General features: G+C 55.6%; 11 protein-coding genes. 4 read left to right on the forward strand and 7 right to left on the reverse strand.

Annotated features, from left to right (window positions below; translation table 11 throughout):
- Positions 1 to 143 precede the first annotated feature (143 nt).
- Together G536_RS30830 and G536_RS0116815 are read right to left on the reverse strand one after the other, a co-directional pair.
- The gene (locus tag G536_RS30830) at positions 144 to 3,764 is read right to left on the reverse strand and encodes a UvrD-helicase domain-containing protein (protein ID WP_022824767.1); all 3,621 of its coding nucleotides are present in this window, start codon (positions 3,762 to 3,764) and stop codon (positions 144 to 146) included.
- A gap of 855 nt (positions 3,765 to 4,619) precedes the next feature.
- Complete coding sequence (locus tag G536_RS0116815; RefSeq protein WP_022824768.1) at positions 4,620 to 5,030, reverse strand: acyl-CoA thioesterase; 411 nt, start codon at positions 5,028 to 5,030, stop codon at positions 4,620 to 4,622.
- A gap of 244 nt (positions 5,031 to 5,274) precedes the next feature.
- Between G536_RS0116815 and G536_RS0116820 the strand changes: the two genes are divergently transcribed.
- Both G536_RS0116820 and G536_RS28460 read left to right on the forward strand, forming a co-directional pair.
- Positions 5,275 to 5,466 (forward strand): cold-shock protein, encoded by a 192-nt coding sequence (locus G536_RS0116820; protein ID WP_022824769.1) that lies wholly within the window; start codon positions 5,275 to 5,277, stop codon positions 5,464 to 5,466.
- Between the two features lie 376 nt (positions 5,467 to 5,842).
- Positions 5,843 to 7,774: a DEAD/DEAH box helicase gene (locus G536_RS28460; protein WP_022824770.1), complete on the forward strand. Its 1,932-nt coding sequence runs from the start codon at positions 5,843 to 5,845 to the stop codon at positions 7,772 to 7,774.
- A gap of 116 nt (positions 7,775 to 7,890) precedes the next feature.
- Here G536_RS28460 and G536_RS0116830 read toward each other — a convergent pair whose 3' ends face one another.
- Positions 7,891 to 8,337: a PA2169 family four-helix-bundle protein gene (locus G536_RS0116830; protein WP_022824771.1), complete on the reverse strand. Its 447-nt coding sequence runs from the start codon at positions 8,335 to 8,337 to the stop codon at positions 7,891 to 7,893.
- Between the two features lie 100 nt (positions 8,338 to 8,437).
- Here G536_RS0116830 and G536_RS0116835 point away from each other — a divergent pair, with 100 nt between their 5' ends.
- Positions 8,438 to 8,998: a DUF6756 family protein gene (locus G536_RS0116835; protein ID WP_022824772.1), complete on the forward strand. Its 561-nt coding sequence runs from the start codon at positions 8,438 to 8,440 to the stop codon at positions 8,996 to 8,998.
- On the opposite strand, the gene G536_RS0116840 is transcribed toward G536_RS0116835, so the two are convergent.
- Positions 8,943 to 10,199, reverse strand: coding sequence for a BaiN/RdsA family NAD(P)/FAD-dependent oxidoreductase (locus G536_RS0116840; protein ID WP_022824773.1), 1,257 nt, complete (start codon positions 10,197 to 10,199; stop codon positions 8,943 to 8,945). The two genes, G536_RS0116835 and G536_RS0116840, sit on opposite strands and share 56 nt — an antisense overlap.
- Positions 10,200 to 10,282: 83 nt before the next feature.
- Positions 10,283 to 11,146 (reverse strand): Rossmann-fold NAD(P)-binding domain-containing protein, encoded by an 864-nt coding sequence (locus G536_RS0116845; RefSeq protein WP_022824774.1) that lies wholly within the window; start codon positions 11,144 to 11,146, stop codon positions 10,283 to 10,285.
- Positions 11,147 to 11,475: 329 nt separating this feature from the next.
- Between G536_RS0116845 and G536_RS0116850 the strand changes: the two genes are divergently transcribed.
- The gene (locus G536_RS0116850; protein ID WP_026880302.1) at positions 11,476 to 12,351 is read left to right on the forward strand and encodes an SDR family oxidoreductase; all 876 of its coding nucleotides are present in this window, start codon (positions 11,476 to 11,478) and stop codon (positions 12,349 to 12,351) included.
- Positions 12,352 to 12,472: 121 nt separating this feature from the next.
- Here the strand turns inward: G536_RS0116850 and G536_RS0116855 are convergent, their stop codons facing one another.
- Both G536_RS0116855 and G536_RS0116860 read right to left on the reverse strand, forming a co-directional pair.
- On the reverse strand, positions 12,473 to 13,342 hold the full coding sequence (locus tag G536_RS0116855; protein WP_022824776.1) for a LysM peptidoglycan-binding domain-containing protein: 870 nt from the start codon (positions 13,340 to 13,342) through the stop codon (positions 12,473 to 12,475).
- A 147-nt stretch (positions 13,343 to 13,489) separates the two neighbouring features.
- The gene (locus tag G536_RS0116860; protein WP_022824777.1) at positions 13,490 to 13,789 is read right to left on the reverse strand and encodes a hypothetical protein; all 300 of its coding nucleotides are present in this window, start codon (positions 13,787 to 13,789) and stop codon (positions 13,490 to 13,492) included.
- Positions 13,790 to 13,932 lie beyond the last annotated feature (143 nt).

Genomic DNA, 13,932 nt, shown 5'->3' on the forward strand with positions numbered 1-13,932 from the left:
CGAGCTATGAGAGGGGCGTACGGCATGATACGCTGATAGTAAGCCCCTTTCATTAAGACTGCCTTTGCTCATGAGGGGAGGGCACCAGTATCATTCAACGCCAGTACTAAGCCTAACAGCGGCGTTGAGGTCTGTTTTCGCTGTTAGAACACCTGCACTTCCTCATTGCCGAAGTAGTAGAGCACGCACTCCACCTGCTCGTAGCCGAGCTGCCGGAACAGCTGCGCATATTGCAACAATGGCCGTCGGTGCTGCGGCTGCGGTGGCGGCACCTTGAAATCAATCAGCGTAACGCGGGTTCCCGACCGGCCCGAAGTCAGGGCCGTGGCCCCGAATACCACCCGATCGGGCTTGTAGTCGCGCCGCTTCACGCCGCCTACCAATATCTCGCGCTCCGTTTCCACTGACACCTGGGTGCTAAAATAATGCGCCAACTGCGGGTGCTGCACCACGGCATGCAGGCGGTCCTGCAAGGCGGGGCGCTCCTTGCTGCTGATGAGGCCTTCGGCTACCAGCTGCCGGGCCACGCGCTCCACGTCGGTGGCCAACTCTAGGCGGCGCAGGCCGTAGTGCAACTTGCGGTTCCACTCGCCCAGCCGTTCCTGCTCATCGAAATCGAACACCGTATTGGCGTGCCGCCGCAACCGCAGCCGTTCTTCCCAGGGTGCCGTTTCCAGGTTCGAGAGGTAGAAATTGTTGGTAGTAGCAGGCTGATTGTGAGAGGATGCCGGCGCAACGCCACCCTCCGACAGCACAAACGATACCTGCTCGTCCTGCCAGCGGTTCTGCTGCCGCAGGTAGCTATGCAGCAACTCGGCCACGTTGCGGGCGGCTCCGCCCGGAGTATCGGCCGCATCCGTATCGGTGGTACTAGTTTTGCGGCTGGTTTCGGGGCGCTTCGTGATGATATAGAGGCGGTGGCGCGGCCGGGTGAAGGCCACGTACAGCATGTTCAGGCCTTCCAGAAAGGTCTTTTCGCGCTCCTCGGTGTATTGGTTGGCTAAAGCGGTGCGGGTGAGGGCCTTGGTGAGTGGCACCACGGCAATGGGGGGCATTTCGGCCACCGGCTTGTCGTCTTCTGCCAGCCGGCCCCACAACAAAGTCGCCCGAAACGGCTCCAAGCTCCAATCGGCAAACGGCACAATCACCACACCGTAGGCTAGGCCCTTAGCCTTGTGCACGGTGGTAATGGTAATGGCGTCGCGACCGGCAGGGGCGTTGATGCTGAGCGCGCTCTTGCGTTGGTCCCAGTAAGTGAGGAAGTTGTTGAGGTTGTTGCCGAAGCGTAGGCTGTATTCCAGCGTCAAATCCAGGAAGCGGAACAGGTACTCACTTTCGCCGTTGCGGCCCAGTAGCCCGAACAAGCCAATCAGCCGCTCCGTAAGTTCATAGAGGCCAAGGTTGCCGGTCTCGTGCTCCCGCAAATCGAAGCCCAGCATCCGGAACTCGTCGTAGAAGTCTCCAGCGTGTTCGGCGTTGGCTAGCGTGGCAATGTGGCGGGCGCGGTCGGGGGTAGGGGCCAGCTTGCGCACCACTTTATCGAGCAGGAGCAGCGCCTCGGCCCGCGCTAGCGTGTCGGCGGGTTGGTTGAACACCCGGAAAATAGCCACCAGCAAGTTCACCACCTCCGCAAACTCCAACGACAGCGAATCGGCGGAAATAATATCGTAGCCGCGCTCCTTCAAGAACTTGGCCACTAGTCGGCTGCCCCGCCGCCGCCGGCTAAGCACAGCAATGTCGCGCAGCTGAAATCCATCGCGCAAAGCCTGCTCCACCAGCGCTAGAGTGAGGTACAGGGTGCTTTCATCGTAGTCGAGGCTGGCCCCGACGGGGTAGCCGGGCAGCAGCGCGTCGTCGTACGTACCGTCGTCAGCGTCATAAAGCCGAGCTGGCGCATCGTCCTGTGTGAACAGGATTTCCACATGACCGGCTTTGCTTCCAAGTTGCCTCTCTCGTGGAGTGAAAGAAGGTATTGCTTGGGGTTCTAGCTCTGTATCAAAGTCCGTAGCTCTGGTAAAATCGAAATCCTCAGCTGTGTAACTAGCATCGGTATCGACAGTTAATTCCTCGTCTCCCTTTGAAGAGGCTAAGAGGGGAGGTGAATCGTTGAAGCTAGTGGGCACGGCTCCCCCTGGCACTGTTTGCTGAAACTCTGCGCCAAACAAGTCCTGCACCAGCGGAAACGAAGCGTGCTGCTCCCGGATGTGGTTGAAGAAGCTGTTATTGAAACCCACGATTTCCGCGGCCGAGCGGTAGTTCACATTCAGCGAAACTGGCTCCAGCGTTTGGTCGAGGGTGATGTACCGTTCCCGCAGCAGCTCCTGCATTTCGGGGTTGGTAGCGCGGTTAACCAGTGCGTCAGTCTGGCCTTGGTGCAGGCGCAGAATCTGCTCCATCTCGCCGCCCCGCCAGCGGTAAATGGCCTGCTTGGCGTCGCCTACGGCCAAGCTGAGGTTGTCGGTGGCCACGGCGTTTTCTACCAACGGCAGCAGGTTGTTCCATTGCAGCACCGAGGTGTCCTGAAACTCGTCGATGAGCAGGTGATTGTACCGCTCGCCCAGCCGCTCGTACAGAAACGGTACCGGCTCGGTGAGCACAATGCTAGCAATGCGCCGGTTGAACTCACTGATCAGCACGATGTTCCGCTCCCGGCTTACCTGCTCTACAATCTTGTTCATCTCGCTGAGCAGCGAAGCATGAAACAGGTAAGGCTGCATGGCAGCCAGCAGCAAATAGTCGGGCAATACGGTGGCACGCAGCCCCTCGAATTGCTCGTAGGCCGTCAGCAAAGCCGCTTTGGCCTCATCCACGCGCTGGCGGTCGGCGGCAGTTTTCACCTTGCCGCTGTACCATTTATCCTGCTCCACCGTGGCGCGCACGTAGCTGTTAGGTTCTTTTTCGGGCAGCAGGCGCTCATCCCATTTCGTGACGTACCCGAAAATTCCGCTCCGGCCCTGGTACAGGTCGGTTTCTGTGACGCCGGCTGTGGCCAGTGCCGCCGTTGCCTGCTCACCCACCGCCCGAAACTCGCCCTCAATCTGCTCGCGCCGCTTACGGAGCGTTTCGTGCAGCCGCCGAAAATCTTGAAGCGTCAGGGTCTGGAGCTGCGCCACAGCTTCGTGCACGGTTTCGTTGAAGAGGAAGCCACCGAACTCCACCAACTCACCGGCCAGGTTGTTCCAGCTTTTGCCTTCGTCGGCGCGGCTCAACGCATATTCGCTCAAGGTGCGCGCCAGTAGCTTGGAATTCGGGTCGCGGTTCACTTTCTCCAGCAGCGCGGCCACAGCAGTTTGCAGCACAGCCTCGGTGTCCAGCTCCACCTCAAATGTGGCAGGTAAGCCCAGTTCCCGCGTAAATGCCGTGACAATGCGCTGCACAAACGAGTCGATGGTACTCACTGCAAAGTCGGCGTAGTGGTACAGCACCAGCCGAAACGTAATCTGCGCCCGCCGCCGGATTTCCTGCTGCTGGTCTTCGGAAGTAGTGGCAAAGTGCGGCATCTTACCTTCTTCGGTTAGCTCCGCTGCTACTTCCGCCAGCAGCATATCCGTTTCACCGGCTGCGGGGTACGAAAACCGACGTAGCGCCTCAATTATGCGCCCCTTCATTTCCCCCGCCGCATCGTTGGTGAAGGTAATGGCCAGGATGCGCTTAAAATACACCGGATCTTCGTCGCCCAGCGCCAGCTTCAGGTACTCCTTAGTAAGCTGGTACGTTTTGCCAGAACCGGCAGAAGAAGAGTAGATGCGGAAAGTGGCGGGCATTTTTGAATCAAATGAGAGATAAACTCAAATTTGTAATTAGGTGAAAATTATACTTGATATATACTTTAGCTATATGAGCCAACCTAGAACTATAACACTTGTCTTCATCACCGCTTTTCTTTACTCATGTACTGATCCTAAACCGATAGAATTCCGGTTTATTCAGAATACGTATTCAAATAAGAAAACAGAAATAGTAGACCATGTGCTATTAGAACTACTTGGTAGTAATTATTGCTACGAATCGTTTCAAGATTACCTAGATAGAAAAGGAGAAAGTAGAACGCTATATGATACAGCAGATGAAAACAAACTTTGGCGCACCTACTTGAGACATCGTGAAGTCAATAAGAAACAGCAAGTTCTATTAGCAGATAATGAGTTGTGTAAAAGCAGTTTAGATACTACTAATCGGCGAAATCTTAAGCTTGCAGTTAATTCTGTTCATCATGGTAACCTGCCCTCCGACCGGAGTAACAAGCTAGGTCACTTTCGGTTAATTCGCCGCTAGAAGCTACTCTATTGTGCTCTAATGGATAGTATGCGTAGTGCAGACGTTACAGTTAAGGAACTAGTAAACACTGGCTGCTACCAAGTACAAGCTGCATCTGATAGGAAATATCCTGATTACACTCATCAGCCAGCAATAAAGCTCCAGCCTAGCCAAGAGCTTAGTGGTTCGTTCGCAATATCAGAACCTATTGTAAGTGCTGATGGGCAGGAGGCCTGTTTCTATTATGAATTCAGAGGTGGTATGAGGGCAGAATCAGGAAATATAATCTTTGCTCAGAAGCAAAATAATCGTTGGCATTTAGTACGATGGATTGACAATTGGGTCTCCTAAGTCTAAGTAGCCTATACCGGCCCCCACAGCCGCGCCACCATATCCGGCGTCACGCGGGCGGGGCGCTTGGTTTGCGAGTCAAGAAAGACCCACTGGGTTTCGGCTTCGCAAAGCAGCTTGTTGTCGGCGGCCCGCTCGATGCGCACAAAGCGCTGACTTTGGGCGCCGCGCACGTCACCAATCCAGGTAGTGCAGCGTAGTTCGTCGCCGAGGAGGGCCGGGTGGTGGTAGCGGATGCGGTGCTCTAGTACCACCCATATATAGGAGTGACCTTCACTGGGAGGGTAGGCGGTGTGCCAGTGTGCGGCGGCCGTGTCCTGCACCCACTGCACGTACTGCACGTTGTTAGCGTGGTCAAGCTCGTCAATGTCGTGGGGCTGCACCGTGATGAGGCGCGAGAAGCGGAAGGCAGGCGTTTGCATAGCGTAGGAGAGAAGCAGAGAACGGGGACAAAGGAACGCACAAACCCCCACCTCCTGAAGCTCGACCCTATTTCCTGTTCACAATATAATATTGTGTCATGGCGCTATGAAGTTGGAAACTTCTTCTATCTTTGAGGCAGTTTAAGAAAAAGAGGTTTACGCTGTCCAGTTGAGTACTTTCGTAAGGAAGGGAAAGCGGAGTTGAGTACCGCTTTTCTTAGAAAACATCCATCACAAAAGTACCATGCAGACAGGAACTGTAAAATTTTTCAATGAGACCAAAGGTTTTGGTTTCATCAAAGTGGACGAGACTGGCGAAGACATCTTCGTTCACGTTACCGAGTTGATCGACGAAATCCGTGACAACGACAAGGTTCAGTTCGAAATTGCTCAAGGCCGCAAGGGTCTGAACGCTGTGAAAGTAAAGTTGGCTTAGTCCAATCCGCCTTCCGGATACGATTGAAAAGCAGGCTCCAAAGAGCCTGCTTTTTTTGTGCCCTATGCAAGCTGCCCCAACCAGTCGGAGTTGAGTAGCTAGTTGCTAGAATAGGATTACAGCCACAGATAAAGCAGTATTCTATTAAAACAGCAACTGTAGTATAGCTATTGCGTAGAATTATCCCTACCTTTGCAGCCGCATTTGAGAACGGCCTCGTTCCGCGCAGCTTGTAGCTGCCTAAGTTAAAAATTGTTGGCCGGCTTTGTCTTCCGTCCGTTGCTTCCGTCACTTGTCGTTGTGAGAGAGTGGGAGAAGAGCGTCGCTGGATTCGCTGTTTTCAGAGCGTAGTGTCTCCCCTCCATCAACCAAGAAAATGGAAAAAGAAAAAGTAAGATTCGAAGCGTTGTCGCTGTCGGAAGAAATGCAGCGTGCCATTACGGAAGTAGGTTACGAAGAAGCCTCTCCAATTCAGGCAGCTGCCATCCCCGTACTGCTCGAAGGCCGTGACGTAATTGGCCAGGCCCAGACGGGAACCGGCAAAACGGCCGCTTTCAGCATTCCGGCTATTGAAAACATTGATACCAACTCGCGTGAAGTGCAGGTGTTGGTATTGTGCCCAACCCGCGAACTAGCGGTGCAGGTTTCCGGTGAAATCCAGAAACTCGGCAAGTACAAGCGTGGTCTGGCCGTTGTGCCGATCTACGGCGGTAGCTCCTATGACCGGCAGTTCCGCGCCCTAGAGCGTGGTGTGCAGATCGTAATTGGTACGCCCGGCCGCGTAATGGACCACATTGAGCGTGGTACGCTGAAGTTGGAGCATTGCAAAATGATCATCCTTGATGAGGCTGACGAAATGCTCGACATGGGCTTCCGTGACGACATCGAGACGGTGCTCAAGAAAATGCCTGAAGAGCGCCAGACGGTATTCTTCTCGGCTACCATGAGCAAGCCGATCATGGACATGACCAAGCGCTACCAGAAGGATCCGCAGATCGTGAAGGTGAACCATCAGGAAATGACGGTTACCAACATCGAGCAGAGCTACTTCGAGGTACGTGGTCCGCAGAAGAAAGACGTGCTGACTCGTCTCATCGACATGTACAACATCAAGTCGGGCATCGTCTTCGCTAACACGAAGCGCATGGTTGACGAAATCGTGGGCGACTTGCAGGCTAAAGGCTACTTCGCCGAAGGCTTGCACGGCGACATGGGCCAGCAGCAGCGCCAGAACACCCTCGACAAATTCCGCAAAGGCACCCTGGAAATCCTGGTAGCCACCGACGTAGCCGCCCGCGGCATCGACGTAGAGAACGTGGAAGTGGTAGTAAACTACGACTTGCCTGCTGACGAGGAGTACTATGTACACCGCATCGGTCGCACGGGCCGCGCTGGTAAGTTAGGCAAGGCCTTCACCTTCGTGAGTGGCCGCGACATCTACAAGCTGCGTGACATCATGCGCTTCACCAAAGCTACCATCAAGCAGGAGCGGGTGCCGTCGTTCGAGGATGTGTCGGAGGTGAAAACCACGCTCATGCTGAACTCCATTAAGGACGTCATCACTAAAGGCAACCTCGACAAGTATGTTGCTCGCGTGCAGCGTCTGCTCGATCAGGATCAGGAAGATGGCATCACGTCGTTGGATGTGGCTGCAGCTTTGCTGAAAATGACGATGAAAGAAGACAAGCGCGCTCAGGAAAGCCTCGACGCCAGCCGCACCCAAGGTGCTGCCCGCCCCGGCTACACGCGCCTCTTCGTTACGATGGGCAAAAAAGACCAGATTCACCCCCGCGACATCGTGGACCTGATTGCCGAAAACACCGGCCTGACGGCTGCGAAAGTGGGCGACATCTCGCTCTACGACAAGTTCAGCTTCGTGGAAGTGCCTTCAGAATTCACGGAGGAGGTTGTTAGCCAGTTGGGTCGTACTAACATTAATGGCCGGCCAGTTTCTTTCAACGTGGCCACGCCACGCCAAGAAGGTGATGCTCAGCAAGAAGGCGGTAACTTCGGTGACCGTCGTCGCGGACCTGGTGGGTTCGGCGGTGGTGAGCGTCGTGAAGGTGGCTTTGGTGGCAACCGCGGCGGTAGCAGCTACGGCGGTGGTAACCGCGGCGGTAGCTACGGTGGCGGCAACCGCGAAGGCGGTAGCAGCTACGGCAGCCGCGAAGGTGGCTTCGGTGGTAACCGCGGCGGTGGCAGCTATGGCGGCAACCGCGGAGGTGGCAGCTACGGCGGTGGTAACCGCGGCGGTAGCAGCAGCTACGGCGGCGGCTACAAAGGCAAGCGCGACAACGCCGGCGAATAATCTAGCCAGTTTATCTGCTCGCTTAGTTTTATAAGCTACAAACAAAAGAGCCACCTCATTGAGGTGGCTCTTTTGTTTGCGTAAGGTTCTGGTTAAAAGAATCCTTTGCTTGTTAACTATGCAGCTGAATCGCGCAGGGCTTTGATTTCGTCGTGGCCTTGCTTAATGCCTGCGTACTGTTTCTCGATAATGGATTTCAACTGGCCAGGTAGGCCTTCGGCTTTCAGAGCGGTTTCGTAGGCTTTCACGGCGTAGTCTTCACCCCGCTCGCACTCAGCAAGAATACTGTGGCGGCTCTTGCTGGTAATAGCCGATTTCAAGTTGATGAAGGCGCGGTGGATAGTGCCCGTGATAGAGCTTTCTTCTTCGGCTTTCAGGTTGAGCTGGTGCATTTGGTCTTCCAACTCGGTGAGGTATCCGTCGCGCTGCAAGGCGTACTTCTTGAATACCTCCTTCAAATCATGATCCTCTACGTCGGTAACGGCTTCGGAGTATCCTTTTTCGCCGTCTTTCAGGGTTTCGAGTAGTTCGTTCAGGAGGGCTTGAGTTGCTTTGGCTTCCATGAGAAGAGTATCGTTAGGTAAGGTGGTTATGGCTTACCTTACTGATAAAACCCAAATGAAGTTACAAGAAGTACTACACTAGCCCTAAGCTCAACTGATTATGTGGCCTTTCTTGAGACAAGAAGTAGCGCGAGCCTGTCGTGACTTATGTATAAGCAGTGCTGACTTCAAACCCTTACCAATTGATGAATGGTATGCGGTGGAGGAAAAGACATACAGCGAATTCTGCCGAATTCAACTGAATCAGCGGCCTACTTGGATGTGGGATGCCTTAAACTTCAGGCATCCAGTAGCTTCCTTAATAACTGATTTTTGGGTTGAACCACTGCTAACCACCTTGCTTGACCCGACACAGAGAGTTTTTCTGTACGTAAATGAAACGTACCGTGGAACCGATAAATACTGGTGGTATGACGGTACGGTAGCTGCCGTGCAAGCCGTACTGGAAGAGGTGGAGGGGCTGGACGAATGGACCCTTGTTGACAAGAAGTATCAATGGCTACTATGCTTTACGCACCATGACGTGCTGGTGGGCAGCGGAAAGCATATAGCCGAGCAACTGCGGCTTTATGCCGAGAAATCAGGCCGGATACCTGAACTGCACTTCAAGCCAGCTTCTCTACCTGTTCGCCCATTGCCCGGCCGGCCAGATAGCCAGTAGTCCAAGCAGCCTGAAAGTTGAAGCCGCCGGTGATACCGTCGATGTCCATTACTTCGCCGGCGAAGTAGAGGCCCGGTACGCGGCGGCTTTCCATGGTTTTCATGTTGATTTCGCCGAGTACTACGCCACCGCAGGTCACAAACTCGTCTTTGTAGGTGGTTTTGCCGCGCACGGGTAAGGCCGTATTGAGTAGCGCCTCGATGAGCTTGTTTTGCGGTTTTGCAGGCAAATCGTTCCAGCGGACTTCCTCCATCACGCCGGCCTGTTCAGTGAGGGTACGCCACAAGCGCTGTGGCAATCCAAATAGCGGGTTGGAAGCCACGACTTTTTTGCCATGTTGCTCCCGAAACTCACGTAAATACTGCCGCAGTGAATCGTCGGTATGCTCTGGTAGCCAGTTGATCAGTGCGGTGCTTTGGTAGCTTAGCTCATGCAAACGGCGGGCCCCCCAGGCTGACAGCTTGAGTACGGCTGGGCCACTTACGCCCCAGTGGGTTACCAAAATAGGGCCTTCATACTCCAGCTTTTCGCCCGCCACGCGCACCCGTACGTGGGGCACGCTCACGCCCGGCAACTCCCGTAGCGGCGACTCTGGTACATTGAAGGTGAACAAACTCGGTACCGGCTCCTGAATGCTGTGCCCCAACTCCCGCAGCCACGCGTACTGCTCAGATTTCGGCGCACCACCCGTGGCAATCAACAGCCTGTCAACCAGCATATCACCAGCGTGTGCCCCCACCAACTGCAACCGAAAGCCCCCATCGGGCAGCGGCTCAATCTGCTCGGGCGAAGTTTGCGTTAGGATTTGCACGCCGGCTTTTCGGGCGGCATCTAGCAAGCACTGCGCAACGGTTTCCGACGAATCGGTGATGGGAAACATGCGGCCGTCGGGCTCGGTTTTGAGGCGTACGCCCCGGCTCTCGAACCAGCGGATAGTGGCCTGCGCATCAAACTGCCGGAACGGCTCCTTGAGTTGTTTGGCCCCGCGCGGATAGTGCAATACGAGCTGCGCGGGCGTATCGGCGGCGTGCGTTACGTTGCAGCGGCCACCGCCGGAAATTCGGACTTTGCTGAGCAGCTTACCGGTTTTCTCAATCAAGTAAACGGTCAATTGCGGGTTAGCTTCGGCGCAAGCAATAGCTCCAAAAAAACCTGCCGCCCCGCCGCCCAGCACGGCTACCGTATTGTTCGCATCCTTCACGGTTGCAAAGATACAGCGGAATGAATGAGGGGATGAACGGTAGATTGAATGACGAAACATTTTTGTTTCATCCAGCTATCTAATCAGCAATAAGCCAAGGCTGCTACCAAATCGTCGTGGCGGAAATGGTAGTTGGTGGTTTGGCGCAGCAGGGTGGTGTCGATGGTTTTGCCACTATTGGCGGCGGGTTCCTGGCTGAACGTGGGCGCTTCCAGCCCCAGGTGCGTGGCCGCCACCGGGTAAAATTCGCGGCGGGTAGGGTGCTGAGCGGCGCAGGCGTTGAACGTGTAGCCCCATACTTTTTCTTGGATAATGTGGCGAAGCAGCCCGATGCAGTCGTCGAGATGAATCAGATTGACGGGCGCATTGCCTTGCTTTAGCTCGTGCCGGCCGGCCAGGAAGCGCCCTGGTGGCCGCTCGGGCCCGATAAGGCCGCCCATACGAACTACCGTGGTAAGCCACTGACCCCGGCGGGGCGTAAACTGGCCTTCGGCCCGCAACAAATCGGAAGGAGCATCGGGCGAGGAAAGCGCGTCGGCTTCGCGCATGGAGCGCGGCTCGTCCGGATACACGCCGGTGGAGCTGACAAACAGCACGTGCCGTACGCCGGCCGCCGCTACAGCAGCTCCCACTGGGCGTAACAGCGCGGGGTAGGTGCCCGCGGCCGCGGCGCGAGGCGGCACGTTCAGTACCAGCACATCCACGTCGAGTAGCATGGCGTGCAGGGAGTCGGCATCGGTCTGTGAAAACTCCGGGCCCAGGCGCAACAGATACGGCCGGATGCCGGCGTCACGCAGGGTAAGCAGTTGAGTTGGAGTGGTAGTAGAGCCGTTTACGGGGTAGCCGTCGGCAACCAGCGCCTGCGCCAGGGGTAAGCCCAGCCAGCCACAGCCCAAAATGGCAATGGTAGGTTTGGAGGCGGGGAGGGAAGAGGAGTTCGTTGTCATGCGAGGTAAAGGTGAGGAATTTTCCTTCGCGCTGTAGGAAGTGGCTCAATGTTGCCGCCCGGCAGTACCGTTCAGGTAGGGCTAGTTAGGAGTTTTTATGAACTTGAGCCCTTGGTAATATAGTATAAGGCTAATTTTATATTGCCAGGGAAGTCGTTGGTGCACCCCACAAAGGCGCTCTTGTAATCTTGAAGCCTGATTTAGGGTGCAATTGCGCTATTACAAACAGTTATGGGAATAAGCCCTTTATTTGAGTAGCTAAACCAGCCACTCCCTGTAGGGGCTGCTTGCCCCAGCTAACTTTCCTTTTCCCACCCATTCTCTTCCTAATGTCTGCCCATCCCTACGCCCAACCTATGCTCCGCGACAACGCACTTCAAGGCAAAACCATCGTCGTGACTGGCGGCGGTACTGGCTTGGGGCGCGCCATGACCACCTACTTTTTACAGCTCGGAGCCAATGTGGTAATCAGCAGCCGTAAGCTCGATGTGCTGGAAAAAACCGCCGAAGAGCTGCGCCAGCAAACTGGCGGCAGCATTTTGGCCGTGCAGTGTGATGTGCGCAAGTACAACGAAGTGGAAGCGCTGCTGGAGCAAACCATTGCCACGTTCGGCGGCGTTGATGTGCTGCTCAACAACGCGGCCGGCAACTTTATCAGCCCCACGGAACGCCTGAGCCACAAGGCCTTCGACGTAATTGTAGATATCGTACTGCGCGGTTCCTATAACTGCACGCTGGCTTTCGGCAAGCGCTGGATTGCCGAACAGAAGCCCGGCACCATTCTCAATATCGTCACCACGTACGCCTCGGTCGGCTCGGCGTACGTGGTGCCTTCGGCTGCTGCTAAAGCTGGCGTGCTGGCCATGACCCGCTCCCTGGCCGTGGAGTGGGCTAAGTACAATATTCGCTCCAATGCCATTGCCCCCGGCCCGTTCCCCACCGAAGGGGCATGGAGCCGCCTCTTCCCCGAGCCTCTCGCTAAAAAGCTCGACCCCGCCGCCAGCGTCCCGCTCAAGCGCGTCGGCGACCACCAGGAACTGGCTAACCTAGCCGCTTACATGGTTTCGGATTTCGCAGCTTATATGAACGGCGAGGTAGTGACGCTGGACGGCGGCGAATGGCTGAACGGAGCAGGGGAATTCAACAAGCTCGAAGCCATTCCAGCTCCCATGTGGGACGAAATTGAAAAGGCAATGCGTCGCTGAAACGCGGATTTTTCAGATTGCCCGGATTTCGTGGACGATTGAAAACGAAACAGGCTTGCCATATTGGCAAGCCTGTTTCGTTAAATAGCATTCGACTCGAATCGTTTACAAAATCTGCGCTTTACAGTTTGTACTCCGGGAAATCCTTGCTGAACTCGGCTACTGGAATCGGCTGATTGGCCACGATGTCGGTGAACTCAAACTTCTCAAACAAGCCTTTGTCGTCGTATACTTCTACTACGGTGGGGAGCATTAGCTTCTGGTCGATGCAAACGAGGGTGCGGCGGCCGTAGCCGTTAGGCACTTGCAGCGTCTGGCCGACGGTAATGGCTTCGCCGGGGTCCAGGCCGTTGCGCTCCATCACGCGGTACTCGCCACAACCAAACTTATCGGCGATGCGCGCGGGCGTGTCGCCGGCTACTGCCTTGTAAGCCACATACTTGAACTGAGGGTAACTGGAGAGCAAGATGTGGCAGGCCCGGCCCGCCACTGTGGTGTCGCCGGTGTAGCGGAAGCTCCGCTCGAAGCTATGGTCGCGGCGCTGAGCGGAACCGTGGATAAGGTCGGAGATGGTCCCGAAACCGGCATCGAGGGCGCTGTGGTGCTGGTTTTTGCGCATGATGGAGCCGTTAGGGTCCAAGCTCAACGTTACGTAGGGGAAGCTGTTGGGATATACCCAAGCGTCGCTATCGTTCTGCCCGCTAACCCACAGAACCTCAATGCCCTTGGTGTTTTTGAGGTACACCCGATGCGGATTGAACGTCATTTTCATGGCCGTGCGGGCCGGCTGGTATTTGCCGTTGCTAAGCCGCTCTTGGGCGCGTACGTTGCAGCGCAGCGTTTTCAGGTTTTCGATGGCGCTGCTCAGCCGGCTCATCAGCTGCTCGGTGGTCATACGGTCGGGGGCTGGCGCAGGGGTGGCGGCCAGCGCCGCGCCGAGCACTACGGTACCTACCGGTAAAAAGGCCACAAACCGGAAAAAACTTGTCATAGACGGGAAAACGAAAACAAAAGGTACTACACGGCCGGCCTTTACATAAACCGCGCCGACTTGGTGCCGAACCAATGGACAGTGCGTTTAGCTACCCCAACCCAGGAACGGATAAGGAGTCAAGCTACTTATTTCGCCACTTCGCACCTAATTCAGGCTGATGCGTGGGAAGCGGGCGTGCGCGCTATCAAAGAGAAACAGCTCGTTGATTTCCACTGCCGTGAAAAACGGGTAAAGCGGAAATTTCTGCACCGTTCCTCGAATAACTTCCACACTTTGCCCGCTCATGGTCACCCAGCCCTGCGTACGGTCGGCGCTGATGGCGTAGGTTTCCACCACGCTTTCTTCCATCAGCTGGTTGATAAAAGCGCGGTGCCGAGGGATGAGAGCTATAAAATCTTCCGAGAAAACCACTGGCAGGTGCAGCGTAACGACAAACTTAGCCATAGCGGGAGCGTGAGTGCCAACTAACGCCGGGCAGCGGAGAAAGTTGGCCGCAGGCAGTGTTAGGGGCAACTTTTTCCGGTTTCTACCAGAATAAGAAGACGCCCCGCCATTGCGGGGGCTTTGGTGGGTAGTAATTCGCTGCC

It is taken from the genome of Hymenobacter norwichensis DSM 15439, from assembly GCF_000420705.1.
GTDB classification, from domain to species: Bacteria; Bacteroidota; Bacteroidia; order Cytophagales; family Hymenobacteraceae; genus Hymenobacter; species Hymenobacter norwichensis.

Bases quoted from the DNA above. Each gene is read 5' to 3' on its own strand.
- G536_RS30830 (WP_022824767.1), bottom strand. From the start codon at position 3,764: ATGCCCGCCACTTTCCGCATCTACTCTTCTTCTGCCGGTTCTGGCAAA.
- G536_RS0116815 (WP_022824768.1), bottom strand. From the start codon at position 5,030: ATGCAAACGCCTGCCTTCCGCTTCTCGCGCCTCATCACGGTGCAGCCC.
- G536_RS0116820 (WP_022824769.1), top strand. From the start codon at position 5,275: ATGCAGACAGGAACTGTAAAATTTTTCAATGAGACCAAAGGTTTTGGT.
- G536_RS28460 (WP_022824770.1), top strand. From the start codon at position 5,843: ATGGAAAAAGAAAAAGTAAGATTCGAAGCGTTGTCGCTGTCGGAAGAA.
- G536_RS0116830 (WP_022824771.1), bottom strand. From the start codon at position 8,337: ATGGAAGCCAAAGCAACTCAAGCCCTCCTGAACGAACTACTCGAAACC.
- G536_RS0116835 (WP_022824772.1), top strand. From the start codon at position 8,438: ATGTGGCCTTTCTTGAGACAAGAAGTAGCGCGAGCCTGTCGTGACTTA.
- G536_RS0116845 (WP_022824774.1), bottom strand. From the start codon at position 11,146: ATGACAACGAACTCCTCTTCCCTCCCCGCCTCCAAACCTACCATTGCC.
- G536_RS0116850 (WP_026880302.1), top strand. From the start codon at position 11,476: ATGTCTGCCCATCCCTACGCCCAACCTATGCTCCGCGACAACGCACTT.
- G536_RS0116855 (WP_022824776.1), bottom strand. From the start codon at position 13,342: ATGACAAGTTTTTTCCGGTTTGTGGCCTTTTTACCGGTAGGTACCGTA.
- G536_RS0116860 (WP_022824777.1), bottom strand. From the start codon at position 13,789: ATGGCTAAGTTTGTCGTTACGCTGCACCTGCCAGTGGTTTTCTCGGAA.